Annotated in this window: 15 protein-coding genes; 2 read left to right on the top strand and 13 right to left on the bottom strand. The window is 45.6% G+C overall.

The window, feature by feature from the left end; all coding sequences use genetic code 11:
- Positions 1-53 precede the first annotated feature (53 nt).
- From FHS17_RS06100 to FHS17_RS06055, 10 genes are all read right to left on the bottom strand, one after another.
- Complete coding sequence (locus tag FHS17_RS06100; RefSeq protein WP_167276667.1) at positions 54-1484, bottom strand: glycoside hydrolase family 43 protein; 1431 nt, start codon at positions 1482-1484, stop codon at positions 54-56.
- 110 nt (positions 1485-1594) lie between these two features.
- A complete protein-coding gene (locus FHS17_RS06095; RefSeq protein WP_167276664.1) occupies positions 1595-3235 on the bottom strand; it encodes a response regulator transcription factor in 1641 nt (546 codons plus the stop codon).
- Entirely contained in the window at positions 3228-4976 is a 1749-nt protein-coding gene (locus FHS17_RS06090; RefSeq protein WP_167276661.1) for a sensor histidine kinase, read from the bottom strand. Before FHS17_RS06090 ends, FHS17_RS06095 begins: the two co-directional genes overlap by 8 nt.
- A 55-nt stretch (positions 4977-5031) precedes the next feature.
- The gene (locus FHS17_RS06085) at positions 5032-6687 is read right to left on the bottom strand and encodes an extracellular solute-binding protein (protein WP_167278157.1); all 1656 of its coding nucleotides are present in this window, start codon (positions 6685-6687) and stop codon (positions 5032-5034) included.
- A 249-nt stretch (positions 6688-6936) separates the two neighbouring features.
- The gene (locus FHS17_RS06080; protein WP_167276658.1) at positions 6937-7842 is read right to left on the bottom strand and encodes a carbohydrate ABC transporter permease; all 906 of its coding nucleotides are present in this window, start codon (positions 7840-7842) and stop codon (positions 6937-6939) included.
- 14 nt (positions 7843-7856) lie between these two features.
- Positions 7857-8822 (bottom strand): ABC transporter permease, encoded by a 966-nt coding sequence (locus FHS17_RS06075; RefSeq protein WP_167276654.1) that lies wholly within the window; start codon positions 8820-8822, stop codon positions 7857-7859.
- A gap of 93 nt (positions 8823-8915) precedes the next feature.
- Entirely contained in the window at positions 8916-10619 is a 1704-nt protein-coding gene (locus tag FHS17_RS06070) for an ABC transporter substrate-binding protein (protein WP_208420249.1), read from the bottom strand.
- Positions 10620-10721: 102 nt separating this feature from the next.
- On the bottom strand, positions 10722-12278 hold the full coding sequence (locus tag FHS17_RS06065; protein WP_167276650.1) for a response regulator transcription factor: 1557 nt from the start codon (positions 12276-12278) through the stop codon (positions 10722-10724).
- A gap of 14 nt (positions 12279-12292) precedes the next feature.
- A complete protein-coding gene (locus tag FHS17_RS06060) occupies positions 12293-14077 on the bottom strand; it encodes a sensor histidine kinase (RefSeq protein WP_167276646.1) in 1785 nt (594 codons plus the stop codon).
- A gap of 5 nt (positions 14078-14082) precedes the next feature.
- Positions 14083-15651: a response regulator transcription factor gene (locus tag FHS17_RS06055; RefSeq protein ID WP_167276644.1), complete on the bottom strand. Its 1569-nt coding sequence runs from the start codon at positions 15649-15651 to the stop codon at positions 14083-14085.
- A 421-nt stretch (positions 15652-16072) separates the two neighbouring features.
- Here FHS17_RS06055 and FHS17_RS06050 point away from each other — a divergent pair, with 421 nt between their 5' ends.
- Positions 16073-17779 carry an RICIN domain-containing protein gene (locus FHS17_RS06050; RefSeq protein WP_167276642.1) on the top strand — a complete coding sequence of 569 codons (1707 nt, stop codon included), beginning with the start codon at positions 16073-16075 and terminating at the stop codon, positions 17777-17779.
- Positions 17780-17836: 57 nt separating this feature from the next.
- On the opposite strand, the gene FHS17_RS06045 is transcribed toward FHS17_RS06050, so the two are convergent.
- A complete protein-coding gene (locus FHS17_RS06045; RefSeq protein WP_167276640.1) occupies positions 17837-18607 on the bottom strand; it encodes an alpha/beta hydrolase in 771 nt (256 codons plus the stop codon).
- Positions 18608-18825: 218 nt separating this feature from the next.
- Here FHS17_RS06045 and FHS17_RS06040 point away from each other — a divergent pair, with 218 nt between their 5' ends.
- Positions 18826-19647 (top strand): helix-turn-helix transcriptional regulator, encoded by an 822-nt coding sequence (locus tag FHS17_RS06040; protein ID WP_167276638.1) that lies wholly within the window; start codon positions 18826-18828, stop codon positions 19645-19647.
- Here the strand turns inward: FHS17_RS06040 and FHS17_RS06035 are convergent.
- Together FHS17_RS06035 and FHS17_RS06030 are read right to left on the bottom strand one after the other, a co-directional pair.
- Positions 19616-21154 carry a carboxylesterase/lipase family protein gene (locus FHS17_RS06035; protein WP_167276636.1) on the bottom strand — a complete coding sequence of 513 codons (1539 nt, stop codon included), beginning with the start codon at positions 21152-21154 and terminating at the stop codon, positions 19616-19618. The genes FHS17_RS06040 and FHS17_RS06035 overlap by 32 nt on opposite strands.
- Before the next feature lie 25 nt (positions 21155-21179).
- Complete coding sequence (locus FHS17_RS06030) at positions 21180-22955, bottom strand: type 2 periplasmic-binding domain-containing protein (protein ID WP_167276634.1); 1776 nt, start codon at positions 22953-22955, stop codon at positions 21180-21182.
- Positions 22956-22967: the final 12 nt, after the last annotated feature.

The following is a 22967-nucleotide window of genomic DNA, read 5'->3' as shown; positions in this document are numbered from 1 at the left end:
AAAAAAGACCGCGGCTCTTTCTTGCCGCGATCCTCTGCTTCACAAAACCATACTTATTGGCTGAACTGCCAGCTATGCAGCTTGAACAGCTTGCTGCCAGGCTTGCCCTTGAACAGTAAGTACAAATCATGAATACCATTGGCACCAGTTACCTCAGTGTGATATTCAGCTGCCTCCATCTTTGCAGCAGGAATCTGCAAGGTCCCAATTAACTGGCCATCTGCCGCATCCAACCGCAGCTCAATAACTGCAGCCGAGCTTGATTCCGATACAGATGCAGAAAACCCGGAAGCGCCGTTGCTGTCAAAATCAACCTTGGACAATGCGAGCCAATCGCCACTGTCAATATCTGTTACAGCCACACTGCCGTCAGAAGAAGCCTCCGTTGCAATTCCAGCACTCCATCCAATCGTTGCCGCTTCTACGCGCTCAAATGGATTGAAAGATTGCATTTGCGAAACACCTTCGTAATTAGCCGTAATTTCTTGAATGGACTGGTCGGCATCCTGGAATTTGACCTCATTCAGATGCGTGGAACGATAACCCTTCGGAACCCCCATCGCTTTTGATAAAGTCTGAGCATGATAGGCAATATACCAGGCATCCTTAAACGCGAAAATGACGTGATGGTTGTTGCCGCCTACTCCGAAGAAATGCCCCGGATTTTTTAGAATCGTTCCCCGATATGTCCATGGTCCCATTGGATTGTCACTGGTCATATAGGCGATCTCTCCTGCTGGAGGGCTTCCCTCCGGACGAACGCCGTTATAGAAGTTTGAGCAATACGTATAGTAATAAGTGCCGTTATATTTGTTGATGCCTGCATCCTCGAACATAAACGGAGCCGAGATAACCTGTGCTTCGCCCACTACGCTGGTCATATCTTCACCGAGCTGCATGACTCGTGCTGTATCCGGTCTTTCATCCTTGCCTTCCGGCACTCCTCCGCCAAAGTAGATATAAGCCTTGCCATCATCGTCCACGAGCACGGCCGGATCAAATAACCAGGTAACCTTCTCAACTCCAGGTGTCGATCTTAATATCAGCGCTTTACCAATTGGATCCTTCCAAGGGCCTGTTGGACTGTCTCCCTCGAGTACACCTATTCCACTTGCATTATTCGCAAAATAAAGGAAGAACTTGTCTTGTCCATTAATGACCTTATGAGCGATAGCAGGCGCCCAGGATTGTGTCGCCCATTTAGCCGCTCCATCTGGACCTGCAACATTAATAATGCCATGATCCGTCCAGTTCACTAGATCCGCAGAGGAAATAACACCGATCTTGTTAATGTTTCCGTATGTATTATCCTTCACGGCGCCATCCTCGCTGTATTCCAGCACGTCATTTGTCGTATACAGATAGACACGTCCATCATATACAAGAGCGTATGGGTCTGCTCCAAACTTGTGCGAGACAAGCGGATTGCCTTGAGGCGATATTTTACCTACTGCGCTGGTCAATTTAACCTGTAATTCTTCCATTAGTAATTCCTCCTTAAAAGTATAATCACACAAATGGTCAGGATTAGACGATTCGTGATGATTCTTGCATCGTAAGCATAAGCTGATTCGTTTCGAATGATGGGATATGATCAAGTTTGAGTAAGTGCGTCCCGATATTCCTGCGGTGTCATGCCGGTAGCCTTCTTAAAAAATCTTGTAAAGGAGTGGGCAGCCTCATAGCCAACCAGAGCGGCAACCTCCCGCACCTTCAGGTCATCCTCTTTCAGCAGCTCCTTTGCTCTTCTCACACGACAATTATCTATGAATTCAGATAAATTGACGCCGCACTCCTGTTTGAAAAACCGGGACAAATAAGACGGATTGAAATAATTGATCTCTGCCAGCCGGACAAGCGACAGATCTTCGCTTAAATGTTCATTGATATACTCACATATGTTACCAATGACGCTGGATGTGTTTTCCTTCTTCTCTGAGCTTTTCACTTGAAACAGCTGATCACTGACCTGCTTCAAGTAGTAAACTGCCTCTTTCATTGAAGAGTGCTCATCCAAGCGCATCAGCTTGCTGTAATCATGAATCTCACGGCATAGCCCCGAACGGTTGATATAAGAGAGCAGAACCAGGGCAATAGAATAATACACTTCAATGGTTCGTTTGACAGGACTGTTAACCTGCAGCATGCTCTTGCTTAATTCTTCGAATATTTCCCCAAATTTGTCTGCTTTGCCTGCTTCCAGAAATGCAGCAAGCATCTCTGCTTTAGAGGAGATTTGCCACTCCTCTTTCCTTTGAAGCTGCTCTATGGAGTCCTCTAACTGCTCGCCGCGGTCTGTCAGAATAATGGTCATTCCATCTCCATCAATCTTCATTAACTGCAACTGACGGAGCCGTTCGTACTGCCGGTTCATCGCATTCCAGGCGCAGGGAGTGCCGCTTATCGTAAAGGCAATTGGCAGTCCAAGAGATTGCAGGCAAGTCTCTTGAATCAATTCCAGCGTGCCTTCCAAATAACGGACTAGATGATTGTAGAACTTCTCATCGACAGACTCGGAAGGCTGAAGCAGCCATAAGGGATCACCCTGTTTATCTAGGATACCGATATGCCTTGTTTTCTCCGACAAATACGAATTCCAGATCATTCTTGCGTTTGTAAGCAAGCTGCTTTTTTCTATATAAGTAGTACCATCCGGATAACATAAATGTCCGATGACCAGAAGCACAGGCAATTCCGGATTAAGGCCGATGTTCATTTTACGGAATTCATCTATCAGCCGAGTCTCTTCTAGATTTAAGCTTTCCTGAAGCAAGTGACGGATGTAATCTCCTTGTGCCATCTGTTCTAGGGCATAGAGCTGCTCCCGCGACTGCTCCAGCATTTTGCTCATCTGATTCTCATGCTCAATCTCCTGAATCACTTCTTGCACCGTTGCCGTAACCTTATCGTAGCCCTCTGTCTTCAGCAAATATCTGACCTTCGGCATTTGAATCGCTTTATAGGCATAGTCAAACTCACTGAATCCCGTCAGGAAGATGACTTTACATCTGGGCCAGAAGGCTTGAATTTCATCGGAAAGCTCGAGACCATTCATCCCTGGCATGCTAATATCAGTCAGGACGATATCTATCCTTGTCCGTGACATCCACTGCAAAGCTTCCTTGGCTGAATAGGCTTTGCAGACATCCAGCTTCTCTGGGATCAGCCGGTGAAAAACCTCGTACAGTGAGTCCGTAATAATATCTTCATCATCAACTATCAGCAGTCTATACAATGTCACCGGCCCCTTTCAGCCTGATTCTAATCTCAACCTTCAGGCCATTTAACTCGCTTCTGGACAGAGACAGACCGCTGTCTTCTCCATAGGTCAACATAATACGCCGATGGATGTTGATCATGCCGGTCATTTCACCGGATTCTCCTCTGCTGTTTAATCTTGCTTGAAGGGCTTCAATCTGAGTATCGCTGATCGGATTATCGCCGTTATTCTCAATCACAATTCTTGCTTCCTCTTGATCCATAGCGAAAGATACACGGAGCAAGCCTTCATCTGTCATTTTCTCGAGACTATGCTCATAAGCGTTTTCGATTATCGGCTGTATAATCAGTCTTGGCACCCGAATCCGCTCCATCTCCTTAGGCAGTTCATCGAATTCTACCTTAATTCTTCTGGAGAATCGGAGCTTTTGAATTTCGGTATACATTCTGGAATGCCGAGTCTCTTCCGATAAGTGAACATTATCCTCGCCGTTGCGGGTAATAAACCGATAATACTCACCAAGCATATTCGTGAAAAGCTCAACGCGCTCTAAATCCCCTGTTTTTGCCAATGAGTTCAGAATAAAAAAGCTGTTGTACAAAAAGTGTGGTTTAATTTGGGACTGAAGCTGCTTGAGCTCTGCCTTTTGCATCATCATTGTTTGCTTGAAATCTTGGTCGATCAGCGTCTGCAGCTTCCTAATCATCTGGTTGAACCGGTTATACAAATAGCCGAATTCATCCTTCTGCTCATGGTCAATATGAATGTCCAATGCACCTCCTTCCATCTTTCTGAAGCTCTGTACAAGCAGCAGCAGCGGCTTATGAACAAACTTATAGGTAGATAAAGCATAAATAACGACTGCGCAGCAAGAGGTCAGTGCGAACACCCAAGCCCAGTTATTAAATCCGTTCAGCGGCTTCTTCACAACCGATTCAGGCAGATAGGTGATGACAGATAATCCGAGCGGCTCAGAGTAGGCTTTATCCAGATGATAATTACGATTATTTAACCGCGTGACCATTGTATTATCTTTGGAACGAAGCGCAGCAAATACATAACTCTCTAAGGCGTCTGATGTGCCATCGTTGCTGGCTAGTGTAAAGCCGGTTTTATTCGAGATTAGAAAAGAGCCGCTTTCGGGATAGACACTGATTTGCTGCAAGGATTCCTTAAGCTTGTCCATATCCAGCTCAATCTGAACAATAAATAAAGGATCTCCTTCCTTGCCGCCATATTTGGCAGCACTTAAATGAAGCGAATTATCCCATCGGATCAGGCGTACCTGCTTCTTATCCACTTCTGTACGGAAATAGTCAAAGCTGCGTTGATTGAAATCGTCAACTCCATTACTGGATGAGATAGTCTTCTGGATGGTACGTACATGCACATAAATATCTTTAATGTAAGAGCTGCTGTTTTTAATGGAAGTAAAACGGTGGAGCAAATAATCGATGCTTTCTTTCCTGTCGGCATTGTCCATCAAATCCCAGGTAACCGCTAGTTTAACCATGTCCGTGTCCTGCAAAATATCATATTGTTGAATTTCCAGCCATTCTATCTCATGATTCAAGTCTTCCAGATAATAGGAAAGCTGGGCAGTTGTGTTTTTCGATATTTCATTGCTCGCATTTGTATAACTCCAGTTATACAAATAAACTCCTAGTAAAATAATCGGCAGGATCACAATCAGATTCGTGATAATCAGCCTGACAAACAGTGCATTGCGCCATGAATGAGCTGGCAGTCTAAACAAAAGAATACCTCCGTTGATCTATTTTACGAATATATAGGACACTCTTGGCCGGCATTCACTGTTTCCCGCTTTCGCGCTTCGCATACCACTGATTAACCTCATCTGTAATTTTGTCTCCGCCCATTTTATACCAGTTATCTACAAAACGGTCGAATTCGTTGATAGGTCTGCCCAAGATGATATTAAAGTAGGTTTCATTCCGCAAATCACTTAGAATCTGCTGTTTATCAATCATTGTATCTGTTGGAGCGCCTACAAAACTCTCGTACAGCAGCTGATCATTTTTTTCATATTGATCGATAATAGAGAAAGCTCCCGTAGGACCGTAAGTTTTCAGCCAGCCCCAGCCTGATTCACCGGAATCCTTACCAGACAAATAAGTATCCATTCTCTTTTTAATATACTTGGCTTCATCCTTCATCAAATTACTATTCCCGCTCCTGTTGGCAGCCTCAATCTGACGGAACGCTTCCAGATTTTTGCGGGTTGGTGACGGCGTAACCGGTGATAGCTGCCATACTGCATAGGTCGTGTTGTAATACTTTTCATACTCAGCTGTTTGTCCCCAGTTTTTCTCTAGATGCAGATTAAACAGCTTGACGATGGCCTCCGGATGCTCATAACCTTTCTTGACCACGAAGTAAGTGTTCGTGTTGAATTTAAGTGGAACTTTGGCTGCGTCTCCAGTAGCAGACACGATCGGGTAAGCCTGCCAGTCTGCGTTCGGATTACTATCACGGCTAGTTTGCACCAGGAAGGAAGCCCATTGCTCACCGTAGATCATGCCAATCTTCCCTGATGCTATTAGCTTGTTAGCTTTCTCTCCGTCCTTTAGAGCAAATTCAGGATCAATCTGACCTTGCCGGTACATATCTTGAATGACCTTCAAGGCTGTTTTGACCTCAGGCTGGATCCCTCCATACACAAGTTTGCCCTGCTGATTCTTAATCCATATATTTGGAAATGCATCATACCCGGCCATAAGATCCACAAGCCCCATAACAGGGTCTCCCAAATATTTGGTTGCCGCAATTCCGAAGGTATCGTCTTTCCCGTTGTGATCAGGGTCATCCTCTGTAAACGCTTTCGAAATGGTCAATAGTTCCTGCATCGTTGTTGGCGGTTTCAGCCCTAGTCTATTCAGCCAGTCTGTTCTAATCCATAACAAGTCGGCATCTTCAATGGAGGAACTTGTCTGTGGAATGCCCATCAGCTTGCCGTCAATCGTTGCCGTTTCAAATGGACCATCACCTTCCTCACTGAGTACTCTCTTCGTAAGGGAAGAAGCGTATTGTTCATAGACATCCGTCAAATCCTCGATCAGTCCTGCATTGCTTAGCTCCCGGAGCTGCTGAGCATCCACTGCCACTACATCCGGAATATTGCCTGAAGCAATAGAGGCGCCAAGCTTCTGACGGTATAAATCTCCTTTGGCTGTCCAGTCGTACTTGATCTTGATTCCAAGAGCCTCTTCATCCAGCCTGGTCCAGCGATTATCCTCCAGGGTTTCCCCGGGCAGGCTGTTGATTAGGCTATCCAGTCCTTCCCCTGTTTCTCTTACAAAGGAAAGCTCAATCGGAGGGTCGTATCGGCTGAAGGATGGGTCACCGCTTATTACTGGGGGATTGCTGACCTTCTCCTTCGGCGGGTTGGCAGCGTTTTCTTCGTCACATGCAGCTAAGGTTGATAGAAACATAAATGCTGTAAGCATAAGCTTAGCCTTGTTTGGCCTTGGCCTTGGTATCCGCAACAGGATTACCCCTTTTCACTCGGACGCATCTGCGACGAGCTGTATGATATTCATTATCTTGGTTGACACCTGATAATACAATACACATCTCTTTATGTCGTTACCCGTTGTTTACTTTTTAATACTTTGAAATGTACAGCAATTTCAGGCTGCGTTCAAGTCAAAAAGCCGTGCAGGTTGTAATACCCGCACGGCCATTTCGAGTTAAAACTATTCCTTCACGCTTCCAAGCTGCATGCCATGAACGAAATACTTTTGCATAAACGGATATACCACGAGAATCGGCAAGGCAGAGACGATCGTAATCGCAGCCCGGATCGACACAGGTGTCACCATGTTTTGTACGGCGTTCATCGCGCTTCCGCTGCTGGATACAGCGGCATTGCTGTTAGAGAACATGGAAGAAGATAACAACTTCATTAACTCGTATTGCAAAGTGCTGAGATTCTCCTTCGAGGAGGCGTACAGGAATGTATCAAACCAAGAATTCCATTGCCCAACTGCTACGAACAGTGCGACTGTCGCCAGTACAGGCTGGCAAAGCGGGAAAATAATAGAGATGAAGGTACGGAAATCGCCTGCACCGTCTATCTTCGCCGATTCAATTAGTCCCTCCGGCAAAGTCTGAATATAAGTCCGGATGACAATCATGTTAAAGGCGCTGATCAGTCCTGGAATAATATAGACGTAGAAGCTGTTTAAGAGATGCAGATCCTTGATTAGGAAGTAAGAAGGGATCAGTCCTGCATTAAAGTACATCGTAAGCACGATAATGATCGTAATCGGCTTGCGGAACACGTACTCCTTCCTGCTTACCGTGTAGGCCAGCATAGAGGTGAGGAATAAGCTGAGCACCGTGGCGATAACTGTTCTTGCTACTGAGATCCAGAAAGCATGGTAGATCGCTCCGCCTGCAAATACGGCCGTGTAGTTCTGCTGTGTCCAAACGCGCGGCCATAAGTAAATGCCTCCACGAATCGTATCATTACCGGCATTAAAGGATACAGCGAGTGTATTCAGAAACGGATATAAGGTAACAACAGCCAGCAAGATCATGACAATGGTATTAAACGAATGGAAGACAATCGGTTCTGCTCGAAGCTGCTTTGTTTTCATTTCAGATTGCCCTCCTATATCAGTCTGTCTTCGCCGAAACGCTGGGCGATTTTATTAGCTGCAAAAATAAGAGTAATACTGACGGCTGTTTTGAAGATGCCTGCTGCTGTCGCAAGCGAGTAGTTTCCGAGCTGCAAACCATACTTCAGTACGAAAATATCAATCGTCTGCGACCAGTCTATAACAACCCCGTTACCTAACAGGTACTGGACCTCAAAGCCCGCTTCAAGAATCCAACCGAGGTTCATAATTAGCAAAATAATAACGATGGATTTGATACCCGGAAGCGTAATATGCATCATTTTCTTATATCGGTTAGCCCCGTCGATTTCCGCTGCTTCATACAGGGAAGGATCGATGGACGTAATAGCCGCAAGATAGATAATGGCATTCCAACCAACTTCTTTCCATACATGGGATCCAGCTACGATTCCCCAGAAATAATGAGGCTTACTCAGCCACATAATTGGTTCATTAATAAAGCCAAGCTTCATTAGTACATCATTCACGATCCCGCCATCTACCGACAGCGTATTGGCAACAATGCCAGTTACAATGATCCATGATAAGAAGTGAGGCAGATAAGAAATGGTCTGTATGGTGCGTTTATACAGCTTGTTCTTGATTTCATTAAGCAATATGGCAAATACAATCGCTGTTACGAAACCAAACACCATATTAATAACGCTCATACCAATCGTGTTGCGGAGAACCCGCAGGAATGTTTCATCACTGAACAAAAATATAAATTGCTTGAAACCTACCCATTGCTGCTCGGAGAATTTTTTTGCTGGACTGTAATTTTGAAAAGCCATAGTCCAGCCCCAAATGGGGTAATAAGAGAAAATAACTACGTAAATCATTATAGGCAGCGACATCAGCATGAGCTGCTTCTGGCCACGCATCCGTTTCATTACCGATAACTTGGTGCCGGCTTTCGCAGACGGCTTTGATGTCATTATCTCCGGGGTACTCGCCATCTTTCTCTCCTCCTTGTTCCAATCCTTCATATAGAGTGACTGCCGGAAGCAGCCTTCTTGCTTCTACTTCCGGCACGTCATCCTATTTTCTGTTTATTTGCTCGTCCAGTTCTGAGTCCGCCATTGCAGTTGCTCGTTAATACGGTCTTCGTACGCCTTAACGTTAATTTTCTTATAGTCGTTGACATACTCTTGCCATACTGCGTCGAACTTCTCAGGCTTCGCCATAATGGCTTTCGGCAAAAACTTAAGCGATGAATCTGTCATCTTCTTGTTGGCAACAGATGCGTCCGAGCCGTCAATCAGATCGACCTGCCATGCTGGGTAGTCAACCCGGTTTTCTGGCGGTGAAGAGAAGAAATCTGTCCAGGTTTTGAACTTGTAAGCGTCCAGCAGTTCTTTATCTTCCGGTTTAAGCGAATCATAGAATTCCTGTGGCTGGCTGCCAGCATCTGTTGCATTACCGTCACTGAAGCTGCCTTCCATCTTCGGTGATGCCGCGTAGAAAGCTTCTGCTTTGTTTGCCAGCTTCCAAGTAGGATCCTGTTGCTGCTTACGTTGTTCTTCGGTACGGTAGAACTTTCCATCATCGCCTACCATATAGTCAACGCCTTCTTCACCCCATGACAACGTTTTTTGCCATTCCTCGCTCATAAGGGCATCAAGGAACTTAATAATTGCAACCGGATCTTTGGCATCCTTGCTGATGCCAAAACCGTTATTCAAGTTAGGCAAAGCACGATCCCAATAATAATCTTTGGTGCTAGCATCATAAACAAGCGGGAAACCAACATACGTTTGACCGATCTTGTTCTGAGAAACAAGCGTATCTTCACCCGCCTGGAAGTTCCAGTGCTGGTCAAACATGCCAAGTACGCGGCCGGTCGAGATTTTGGCCAGGTATTGATCGTAGTTCTGAACAAATGCCTCTTTATCCATCAGACCTTCGTTATAAAGGCCGTTCAGTTCTTTATAGTAGCGCTTCGCAGTATCCTTATCGGCGAAAACGGAAGCTACACCGTTATCGACCACAACACCACCGTCATTCGGATGTCCTGTCAGATGCTCAGGTGCATTCAGCAGCCCGAAGGTCCGCCAGTCGAATGCAAGAGTTGTGAAGCCAATAGTAGGTTGACCATCGCTTGTTGTCGGATGCTTGGCCGCATAATCGCGAATGAGAGTAAGATATTCGTCAAGTGTCTTCGGAGTTGGGTAGCCTGCTTCCTTCAATATATCTTTCTGAATCCAGAAGGCCGGACCGGAATAGGAGTTGGAATGAACTTCGCCTTGCTGAACACCGTAGTTTGGCAGCCAATAAATATGACCGTCGCTGGAGTCCTTCATCTTGTTCCATACATCAGCATAATGTGCTTTCAGATTAGGTGCATATTGCTCAATCAAATCCTCCAGCGGAATAACCGCCTTTGCTGCAACCAGCTTCGTATCGGCCGTAATCAGGTCCGGATATTCGCCGCCAGCAATCATAACGCCCAGCTTCTGCTGTAAGTCACCGACCAGGATTTCCATATTGAGCTTGACTCCAAGCTCGTCCTGAATCTTCTTGTAGATCCGATTGTCTGCTGTAGGCGCCTGACTTGGTGCACCCAAAAAGGCCGAAATCGTAATTTGTTCTTTCTTATCCGTTGCCGTGTTTGCGGAACCAGATGCATTGCTTGAAGCTGTCGGAGATTCTTTGCCATTGTTGTTATTACTGCCGCTGCAGCCCGCAAGTGTCAAGCTAAGTGCAAGTGTAAGCGACATCGTGGTTAACAGCGTCTTTCTTTTCATTACCCCCATTTTATTGCTCCTCCTTTAAATTCCTTATGTCCTTGCTTCTTTATTATGAAGAAATGAATACGCTTGCAACATACGCATACTTTAGATTTTTAACCCCCATAATTAAGTGGTTTTATAGTGGCTCCTATAATCTGCCGGCTTCATGAGCACCCGCTTCTCAAACTGCTTCATAAAATATTGATAGCTGCTGTAGCCAAGCTTTTCTCCGATTATATACAAGGCCTGATCCGTTTCGACTAATTGCTGCTTAGCTTCCTCCATGCGCAGATCATGAATGTAATCAACAATTCCTTTGCCATATTTCTTCGCAAACAGCTGTCCCAGATAGACCGGATTCATATAAAAGCGTTCTGCAATATCTTTGATCGTCAATGGATCCCTGTAATTCTGATTAAGAAATTCTGCTACCTTCACCGCTGTTCCGCCCGTATTCTTCTCTTGTAACAGCCGAATCGCCTTCTGGCTCTTCAGGCAAAAGCTGGTCAAGGCAACGGCCATTTCATACAAATTCCCGTTTCCTGAAGCACTTAACCTCTGTCCGAACCCAACAAGCAGTTCATCTGGATTACCTCCAAGCTCCTTATACACAGCCGCACAGCGCATCATAACCTGGGTACAAAAGATACTGACTAGTTCAGGAATTGTTCGGTTAGACTTGAAATTACAATAGGCCTCATGAATCGATAATTCCAAATCTCCCTCATCGCCACTCTCCAGCATTTCAATAATTGAATCCGCTGCTTTCAGAAAACTGGAATCATTGGAGAATCGGCTTACCTGGATATCTTCACAGAGAACAATCTCTGTCTCGCTGAAAAATAAAAAACGGCCGGCTTCCTCAGCGCTCTCCCAGGACATGAACAATTCATCCAGGCTGCTGGCGCTGCTGCCGACCGCTATTCCGACTTTTCCATGGACCCTGTTCTTCACGGTTTGCAGCAGCCGGTCCGCATACTCGTATATGCGCCCTTGCCTGTCAGCGGATTCGCCGTATGTCTGAAGTCCGATTATCAGGCCCAGCTCATCCTTATCCCCATCAATCAAGTAGCACAAATCCTGCTGAACAGAAAACTGGTGGGCTGCCTCACGCGCATTACCTAGACTTTCAGCATCCGCAATAAGCTGCATGCAGATCCATTCATCCACCTGTCCTGCAACCCTCTGCAGCAGCTCTTTAGCCTCAAATCTCTCTTTCTCCACTCTGTTGAACAGAAGCCGTGATAATGCACGTTTAGTTGCGCATCGGTCTGCACTGGCCTTAATTAGGTGTTGACGTTCCCGCTCCTCAAGCGTCTCCTGCAATTGCAGCAGTACCGCATTAGCTTCCTTACTATTAATAGGCTTTGTCAAATAATGCGAAACACCAAGACGAATCGCTCTCTTCGCATAGTCGAAATTGTTGTATCCGCTTGTAATAACGAACATCGTTGAATGATTGCCCATGGTGCGAGTCTGCTCAATCAGCTCCAGTCCATTTAGGACCGGCATTTGAATATCTGTTACGACGAGATCCGGCTTGTAATTCCGGATATGGTTCATCGCATCCTCCCCATTATTACAAGCGGCTTCAATATGAAAACCATACTCTGCCCAATTAATTAGCATCTCAAGGCCTTCAATTGCAATGGGTTCGTCATCTACCAGCAGTACTTTATACATGTATTTGCCTCCTTCTATTCCTTTACAGGCTCAAGTTTGGATAAAGGAATGTGGAATCCAGCTTCCGTTCCGTTATCAGGATTACTGCTGATCAGAAAACGGACATGCTCGTGGTAGAACAGCTCTAATCTACGGTATACATTGCGGATACCGACATGGCCCTCCATATCCTGATCGTTTCTTACTCTATCCATCAGCTGCTGCAGCTTTCTCTCATCCATTCCGACTCCATTATCGATTACCTTGATTTCAAGAGCACGGTCGCTAACCTTAGAGGTAACATGAATCCGTCTGTTCCCTTTTCTTAACTGTAAACCATGCTTACAAGCATTCTCGACAAGCGGCTGAATGCTCATTCTTGGGATTTTCATGGAGAGTGATTCCGGATCAATCTCAAAATGATAGTCGAACTGATCGCCAAAACGGAACTTCTCGATTTGCAGGTACATCGTAGTGAATTGAAGTTCCTCCTCCAGCGTCACAAGACCATCCGCGCTCCGCAGAAGCTGACGCATTAACAGCGACAGATTACTGATTATTTCTGTTACCTCGCAATAGCCTTTCTTCATGCAGACGATCAGCAGTGCATTTAAGGTATTGAACAGGAAATGAGGGTTCATCTGGCTTTGCAGCATCGACAGCTCTGTCCGTACCTGCTCAAGTTCCATACTCTTCTGGCGAATCTCCAGTTTATATACATCATTAATCAGCGTTGTAATTTTGCCAGTCATGACATTAAAGGTATGAATTAAACCTCCAATTTCATCTCGGCCTTCCTTAATGTCAATGAGCTCGAATTTCTCGTTCCTTACTTTCTGCATATGTCTGGATAACTTCTTCACCCGATAATGATAGGAACGGAAAATTATAAATATAAGTAAAGACGGCAGTACCGTGCTAATCACAGCAAGCCAAATGATTGAGCGGTGCGCATCCTCCAGCAGCTTGTCTATCCGCCGCGTATCTGCAATGCCTGTGAGCTTCCATCCCTTTGCATAACTGACATCTCCCAGCGTATGTTCAATGGTATAGTCACTGCTTGCCACAGGCTCTTGAATTAGCAGCTCTTCCCGGTTAGACAAATCAGGACTTTGTAGTCCACTACTAACAGCAACTACCCGGTTCCGGCCATCCATCAGACGAAGCTGTAGACTGTCCAGCTCACGATCAAGAATGTGATTAATTTTATCTACATTTAAGTCAATACGTAAATATTTGGGGTACTTTGAAAATGAAGTGTACGTATTCATCTTGCTAATAACGCTGATTCGTTTGCCAGGACTAAATCCCGCACTCTCGTAATAGGCCGCTACTATAATGTTGCCATTAGATTGCTGAAGCGGCTTGATCCAGGAATCCTCATCAGCCGAATGGTCCATCACATAATAGTTTGCACCAGTCTGAATCGTAGGATTACCTGTATAAATACGAGCCTCCACAATATTCTCAGACATATAACGGGTCAGCCGGTCCCGCAGTAATCCGTTGTACACCTCATAATAATCACTGGGGGAATCATAAGTCCGGTCCAGTACCTCATAAAGCGAATCATCGCTGCCAATGGATCGACTGAGCGCGACGCTCTCGTCAATCATGCCAAGCAGCTCACCGGACGCCCGTTCTATCGATTTGCGCAAATTGTCCTGCTCACGTATCTTAATATCTTCTGAATTCCGTTGATAAAAGAAGAGGTTAATCGTTACGATGGGAAGCAGCACACATAATAGATAAATAAGAAGGAACTTGTATTTCAGCGGGATATCATTAATACCAATAATCCCAGGCTTTCTGCCGTCCATATCGGTCACCTCTGACAAGCATTTTTGTAAGCGGAAGGCAGCTTCCCTGTAAGCGCTTTAAATTTGACGGTAAAATATTCCGTACTGTGATAGCCGAGCATTCTGGCAATGTCGGAAAGCCTCAAATCCGTTCTCCTGATCAACTTTTTCGCTTCGTCAATGCGAAGATTGTGAATAAAATCATGAAAGCTGGAACCTGTCGTACGTTTGAACTGCTGCCCGAAATAAACCGGATTCAGATGGAACAGATCAGCCACATCTAATATTTGCATCTTTTCCTGGTAATGGTTTTTCAAGTAGGTAATTGCTTCAGCAATGATTCTTTCCACTGCACGAGCTGGTTCATTCCGGTGCCTTACATGCACCGATACCTCCATACACTTCGCCTTAAGCCGCTCGCTTGTCCAGTACTTTGTACCTGTCGTTTCCTTGCACCAATTCAGCAGCCAGCAGGACTCATCTTTCTCCTCCTCATACCTGCGCAGCAGTTCACCACAAAGATACTCAAGAGCTCCTTGCAGCCAGCCGTACATGAATGGCGTACCTTCATAACTTGCATGCATTCGATCAACGGTCGACTGTATGCGGTCAGCATCACCAGCTTCTATATGACTAAGCAGCTCTTGAGCAATGCTTGTTATGTCCACCAATTTGCAGTTATCCTGTTCATGTTTGCGACATACTTGAAGACCGGATTTCACGAAAAATTGTGTATTGCGGCGAGATGCTAACATTTGGCTGTACAGCTCATGCAATTCTGACAGCTTGCAAGAACTCGCGCTGCTATAAACCGTCAGCTCTTCCAGCAAGACTGGCTGCGCAGCTGCAACAAGTGATAGAGCTGTCTCCCATTTCTCCTGCTCCAGCTGTTCATTCACGATCAGTAGTCCCGCACGCTCCGGACCATCTTCGAACAGCCACATCCGAATGCTGTCGTCTTGGAATACATGACTAACATATTGTTGGAGTCGGACTGCAATGGACAGAGCCTCTTCTTCAGAATGATCACCGCTACGATTCGTCTGATTAGCAGATTCAGCCATTAGCAGGGTTACCTGTGAATCCCCCTCTAATCCGAGCAGCCGTTCAGCAGCAGTAACAGCAGCAGCTCCGCCGCATTTGGCTAGTCTTAAAATTGTGGCTGCTTCCACCGCAGCTCTCTCTCTGTTAACTTCTTCCTTGGCTAAACGCGCTTTATCCAGCTCCTCCTTCAGTTCCGTGAGGATGCTGTGAATTTCCTTCAGCATTAAAGGCTTGAGTACATAATGATCAACCTGGTATCGCAGCGCTTGCTGCGCATAGGTAAATTCCGAATAACCGCTTACGATAACGGTCCGGGCTTCCAGTCTAAGCTCCTCTTTCATCACACGTACGAGTTCAATCCCATCCAGTACGGGCATCTGAATGTCGGTCATAACCAGATCCGGCTCGTTTGTTTTAATTAAAGCAAGCGCCTCTTCACCATCTTTTGCCGTCCCGCATAATTGATAGCCGAACGCCTGCCAGTCAATCAGCGTTTCCCAGGCTTCCAGCATATAGGGTTCGTCATCCACTACTATCGCTTTGTACATCATTACCACCTGCACTTTATTAAGAAGTCAGCTTACGAAATCTATGCAACCGCTTTCGAGATGATATGTTTAATTATCTGACCAGCAGTAGGGTTAAACAATACACATCTCTTTACACATCTCTTTATTTCCTTACCCGTTGTTTACTTGTTGAGCAGAAAAATGACTGTACAACCGTTCGGGCTGCCTGCCGCTGTTATATCGTTAAGCGGGTTAAGCCCCATAATTAGACAGGTGTTCATCACCTGTTCCCAAGTAGTAAACTCGTTCTTGCAAGCGTATTCAATTGCATCCCCACATGAATCCCCCTTCTTAGAGCTGCCTCCTACTTAGCTGACGCCGCGCCGACCGCTGTATATTTGCGGGGTATCCCTGTACTTCCTAGATTTCACATACAACCGAATATCAAAGGAGTTGGGTATTAATGAGAAAGAGCAAGTCAAGCTGGATTCTGAAGCTGTTCACACTGGTGGCCCTTATATTAACGCCATCCCTGATGAACAGTAATCCGGCGAAAGCATGGTCAGGAATGAACATGTCCAAGCTTCATGTAAGCGGCAATCAGCTTGTGAACAGCAGCGGTCAGCCTGTACTGCTGAGCGGTTGGCATCAGCCTTCCGGTTCATACTGGACGTATCAGGACAGCAGCTACTACCTAGATCAGTATGGCGGGAACAGACATGCGGCAGTTCTGGCATACCTGAAGGACATTACTGATACCTTTACCAGCACATCAAATAAATATGGCAACAATCATGGCTGGTATATGAACCAGGTCCGCCTGTTCATTGATCGTGAGGACATGGGCGATGTGGCGGCCGGTACCTACAATTTTGCAGGCTTACAGTCCGTCACTCAGGATGTTATCATTCCGTTCATTAACTACGCCAAGACCAAGGGAGTATATGTCACGCTTGGACTTGACTTCACCATTCTGAATAACCAAGCGACTACACAGGCTAATCTAGACAAATTCAATCAAATCTGGGGTTATCTGTCCTCCCAGACGGCCATCAAGAGTGCGGACAATGTCATGTTCGAGCTCATCAATGAACCGGTCCAAGCTAATGCCAACGGTTCTTGGGGCGGCAACCCTGCCCAAAGCGACTTCGTTGCCTACTGGAATTCTCTTAAGACGTTCCAGAACTCGATCATCTCAACGATCCGCAATAACGGAGCAGATAATGTAATCTGGGCGTCAGGACTTGGATGGGATCAATATTATCAACTATGCGCTTCTTACCCGCTGACTGATCCGCTCAACAATTACGGTTATGCCGTTCACTGGTATCCCGGTTATGGTGCCCATGATAATTATGCAGCTCTGCAGCAGATCTGGGATGATACCATCAAGCCATGTGCCAACAGTTATCCAATCAATATTACGGAGACGACTTGGTTCAAGACATTAACAGGAGACTCTTCCTATTGGGATCTGTTCAACGGTTCCAATGAAGGCTTTGGCAAGAATACGAAAGCAATCTTTACTGCGGCGGGTAATGTCAGCATCGCCGTTCATATGAACGGCTTCCTGCTGGAGCCAGGTACAAGAAGCTCCTTTGCAGATCCTACGGCCGGATTGAAGTATGACGGCAATACGGCGAGGGACGGCATGGCCCGATTTATATTCGAATGGTATTATGAGCGGGCACAGCTGCATCCATGGAACGGAATCTGGAATGGCATACAGTCCGGATCGACCTACAAAATTATTAACCGGGCTTCCGGCAAAGCGTTAGAAGTGCCTGGCGGGGCAAACACAAACGCTCTGCAGCTACAGCAATACACAGACAATGGCGCAACCGCTCAGCAGTGGGTTATCTCGGATCAGGGCACCTATAACAATTACTACAAGCTCCAGAGCGTCAGCTCGCCCGACAGCAAAGTCATGGATGTACGCAACGGCACAAAAAACAATGGAGAAGCCATTCAGCTTATGTCGGATTACAATAATACCCCGCAGCAGTTCCGGCTCATCAAGCTGAGCAACGGGTATTGGAGCATGATCAACGTGAACAGCAATAAAGCGGTTGAAGTTGCCAATTCTTCCACAGCTAACAATGCTTTGATTCAACAGAATTTGTATCGGGGCAACCTGAATCAGCAGTGGCAGCTGGTGAAGATCAACTAACATAACAATCGGGGCAACCGCTACAAGGTAGCTGCCCCGATTACTTGTTCTATCGTATTATCTGAAGATTAGCTGGGAGAAATGGTACAAATCATTTTTCCAGACCGGCCAGTCATGTCCTCCGCTTTCCTCATACCAGAGATGTGAAATATTCTCCTGCTTCAGAAAGGCGTGAGTTCTGTCGCTGACATGCTTCAGCTCATCAAGCACACCACAAGACAACCACAGCAGACGCAGCTGCGCTGTCGATTTCTCCGGATAAGGCAGCAATTGCTCGGGATCTCTTGTATTTGGCGCGGCAGAAAATGCCCCTACCCATTCAAAATAATCAGGATTATTAAACCCCATATTTAAAGATTGCCCGCCTCCCATGGATAGGCCGGCTAATGCGCGGTTCTCAGAGCCAGTAAAGACAGGGTAATGCGACTCTACAAAAGGAATTAGGTCATGGAGCAAATCAGATTCAAACGTTTCGAATGCTTTTATTTTATCAGGGGCAAATATATCTCCCTCCGCCCGATCATTTTTCATCGCACGCCCATTCGGGAGAACCACGATCATAGGTGAGAGCTTATTATCAGCAAATAAATTATCTAGAATCACTTGCGGAGCACCATGTTTATACCATTCCGTCTCATCTCCGCCAATCCCGTGCAAGAGATACAAGACATTATACTTTAGCTCCTTTGTATACCCAGGAGGTGTGTAAATCATACAGCTGCGTTTGCTGCCAACCGTGCCCGATTCATATTCGACTGTCCCTATATGACCATGAGGAATGTCCTCCCTATACTGGTCATAGCCAGGTGGAGCTGATTCGAGAAACATATTTGCCTTTCCCCTCTCTAAATCTTTCTATTATAAAATAAAGTAGCATCTCCAGCTCATTGACAACAACCTGTTAAAAACGGTTTAATTACCGTACAAGTTATAGGCTGTTTTTTACTTAAATTACTAATTCCTTTTTTGTATATTTGAGGGAGCCCCCTGTCATTATGAACGGAATAATGGGAATATACAGCATGTAAAAGGAGAGACAAAATGAGATGAATCATATTCACTATGTGGAATGCGATGCTACGCACGCAAGCAATTTTATATTTGATATTCCTCAAGGCCATCACTGCTGGCTTCTGGTCATCACTAAGACCCCCGCTCAATTCTGGGTTAATGGTGAACTCAAAAAATACCCGCCCCACAGCGCAATCCTCTACCAAGCACAACAAAAAATCTATTATCAAGCCTGCGCTGATAAATATGTAAACAACTGGATCCGCTTTGAATCGGACGAGCCGTTCGTTTCAAAAACATCGCTTCCATTTGGCATTCCATTTTCTTTGGATGATCCGGACTATTGCCACAAGCTGTTCGAGCTGCTAGTTATTGAGCATAATTTTAATAAAGATTACAAGAAATCCTCCATAGATTATCTACTCCATACGTTGTTCAATAAGCTATTAGAGTCCTATTGCCATGATGGCTTTACGACACAATATTACGATTTATTAAGACTACGAGCGGCTATTCAGAGCAACCCGGGCGATCACTGGACGGTGCCGAAAATGGCGGATTCCCTCCGAATCAGCCCGGGCTATCTGCAGACCATTTACAAAAAGACCTTTGGTATTTCCTGCATAGAGGATGTCATCAGCAGCCGAATTCGTCTAGCCAAAGAATATTTATTTCATGGCTCTCAAACCATTACCGAAGTTGCTTATCGGTGCGGCTATCAAAATGTAGAACATTTCTGCCGGCAATTCAAACAAGTAACCGGTTATTCGCCGCGAAAATTCCAAATGCATATCGACTCTTTCGAAGAGGCTCAGGACATACCGGTCATTCCGTCGAAATCAATTGATTCTCCTTAAAAAATTGTCCTACGAGGAATTTCATCCTATCATTAGGCTGTTCCCTGGCAAACTCAGCTTGATCCGCGAACTTCATGCCGTAAGGTGCATCAGGCGTATAAGGCTCCCAACGCGGCAAATCCTCTCCCGTAGAATCTTTGCCGTTCGGATCTCCTTCACGGATGAAGTTCGCCCAATAATTGCACATCTGACGGGCCAGATCGTAATGCTTGCCGACAAAAGGCCGCCAGCATTTGGCAAGAGTCTCAAAGAAGAACCAAAGATCTACCGAATGAAACGTTCCCGGATTATCCCATCCTGGAATCTCTGCATCGAAATTGTAATAATAAAGACGTGTATTCGCCCCGGTGTCAGAGTTTGCCTGCCCTGCAATCCGGATGGCATATTCGATTCCGCTTACCGAAGCTTTTTTAATAGCTTCTTCAAGGTTGCCTGTTGAATAATCGCATAGCTCCAAGAACGTCTTGGCGTTGTCACCGAACAGATTGACGGCCATCTCTTGAAACTCTACTAAGGATACCGCTAGCGGAACACTGAAAAATTCAGATGATGTATGGCCAAGCATGACCGGTACCTGCAAACGCTTGTTTTGAAGGAATAGATCAAACGAATTCCCTACGCTGAATTTATGATCTACGACTGTCCCCCAAAAGGCTTTATATTCCACGATCTTGTCACGTAAATAGTCGGCATCAAGGCTTCGTGCTTCTTCAAGTGAGGCTACTCCAAGAAAGGAAAAGAACTGTATGCCTTCCTTTTCGGCTTCCTCCAACGTACGGAGAAACCTTGGCATTCCTGGGTTCGGGTATAGCTGGGTGAACAATCCGCTTTGAACAATCGCTCTTTGAAAAAGTTCACTGTTCTGAGGTGAGGTCAGCTGGCTCATCACACTGCCGCCTCCAGCAGATTGTCCGCCAATCGTCATATTTTGCGGATCTCCGCCGAAAGCAGCAATATTACGTTTGACCCATCTTGTAGCGGCCTGCTGATCGAGGTGGCCGAAGTTAGCGGGGGCATCCGACGCTTCTGCCGTAATTTCAGGGTGGCATAGAAATCCAAATGCATTCAGCCGATAATTGATGGTAACAACCACGATACCTCTTCGGGCAATACGTTCGCCATCGAACTCCATTTCAGATGGATGGCCAACCTGCAAGCCACCGCCAAAATACCAGACGAATACCGGCAGCTGTTCATCCGTACTTTTAGCCGGAGTCCATACGTTTAAGTAGAGACAATCCTCATTCATGGCAATGTCCGGCTCTACCGCCCATTCCCGTGTATAGATATTATTATCATCGAGTTCCTGTCTGACTTGTAACGGAATAGGCGAATATTCGTAGGCTTTTCGTACGCCATCCCAATCATTGGCCGGCTGAGGGGCACGCCAGCGATTCTCTCCTATTGGCGGAGCGGCAAAAGGAATTCCTTTAAAACTCGTAATTCGGGGATCTGCCGCCGGCAGCCCTTGTACCATCCCATTTTCCACTTTTACAACTCTAAGCATGTTCATTCTCCCTTCAATCGAATCATTACTTGCCAGCTGTTGCATCGGCACGCATTTTTACGATTTTTTGAGCTTTTTCTGTATCAACAGCAACAACATCATTCCAACCAAGTCCTACTACATCGCTCTTCATCTTTGTCCATAACTGATCGAATTCAGCTTGGCTCTTAGCGAATACCATCTTCCAGGATGTATTTTTTACATAATCCGAAATCTGGCTGCGTTTGTTCTTAATATCTGACGAATCACTTCCAAGACTTGTATTGATATTTGGCACGATATCAATCATATTGTTTTTCATGTAATACTCGGTTGCATTTTCTGCGTTATAGGTATTCTGCCAGTCTGTAGTGAGTGCCGTTTTGTTTGCCTCGATAGTTGAGCTCCAATAAGTGCTGTTATAAAATTCCCCTGTATCCGGATCGACGACAAAATCACTCATAATCATACTGTTAATCTTGCTTTGTCCGTCCTGGTATCCGCCGCCTCCGTACTGATCAGGAACCGGAGTGTTTTTTTGGAAGGCGGTTTGCCCTATTTCGGTAAGCTTCAACTTGCCATCTGCAGTCTTCTCGTAATTAAAGCCTTCAAAGCCGTTTGTATAATAGCGCAAGCCTTCAGGCGAAGCCATCCAATCAAGCAATTCCATAATTCTCTCCGGTTCCTTTGCTTTTGAACCAATGGCGAATACTCTACCATTCCCATAATAAGCATCGCTGCTCTGAATAATATGAGTGTCGGCAATCGGAACTGCCACATTACCATCACCGTTTTTGCCTCTTTCGATAGAGTTATAGAAACCTCTCTGCCAGGAGTACCACAAGAGAAGAACCTGCTTGTTGGTCAGCTTTTCTGAGACCTTGTTCCAATCCTGCGAGGCAGAGTCGGGATCAACAAGACCCATCTGATTGGCTGTAAAATAGAATTGTAATATCTTCTTGTACATACTGTTATCATCTATAAGCGGAACGATGTCCCCTTTTGCATTCAATTGAATGGTCGATGTTCCGTCTGGCTGCTCATAGCCGTACCAGTTACTTAACCATCTTGCATTTTCCATACTCCCGCCATCCCAATCCTTCCATAAGGTAATCGGAACGATTTTTTTGCCATCTGGCGTAGCAGGGTATTTCTTCTGCATTTCTTTCAATACATTCAGAAGATCGGTCAAGTTATTGAGCTTGGGAGCTCCTACTCCTTTGTAATAATCCCATGGCATAATGGGGCTGGAATAAGGAATTTCTTCCGAAAATGTTGTTGGAGAAGTATCGGCTTCAAAAGTCGGCATGGCGTAAATTTTCCCATCCGGGTTCACCTTATCGAAAGCCGCGTTGAAAGGTTTAAAATGATTATCTACGTATTTGGACAGATATTTCGTGTTGTTTACCTTATCCGTGATATCCATCACTAGACCTGCGGGAATTAACTCTTCCAGCTGACTGTTATCAACAATCAGGAGGTCACCCAAATTCCCTGCTGCTGTTCTTGTCTTATACAGCTGATCTCCAGCAACCTGTGGAGCGAGAATGTTAAGCGTGATATTAAACTTATCCTTGATAAGCTTTCCGTACCAGCCCGTCTGCTCTCCTTGGTAATTGGCCGCATTATCGTAAACGGTAACGGTCAGCGGCTTGCTGTGATCGATCCCTTTGCCGGACTGCGATGTGCCCGTCCCATTACTAGGCTCTGATGACGTACTTGGCGATGGATTGGAAGCGTTCTGACACCCAGCTAATGTTGTCGACAACAAGAAGATACCTGCAGCCGATAACAACGTCCATTTTTTATTGCTGCTCTTCATTTACATCCCCCC

The sequence above is a fragment of the Paenibacillus lupini genome, from assembly GCF_011761355.1.
Classification (GTDB): Bacteria; Bacillota; Bacilli; order Paenibacillales; family Paenibacillaceae; genus Pristimantibacillus; species Pristimantibacillus lupini.
This window is presented reverse-complemented; position numbering and strand designations above follow the sequence as displayed.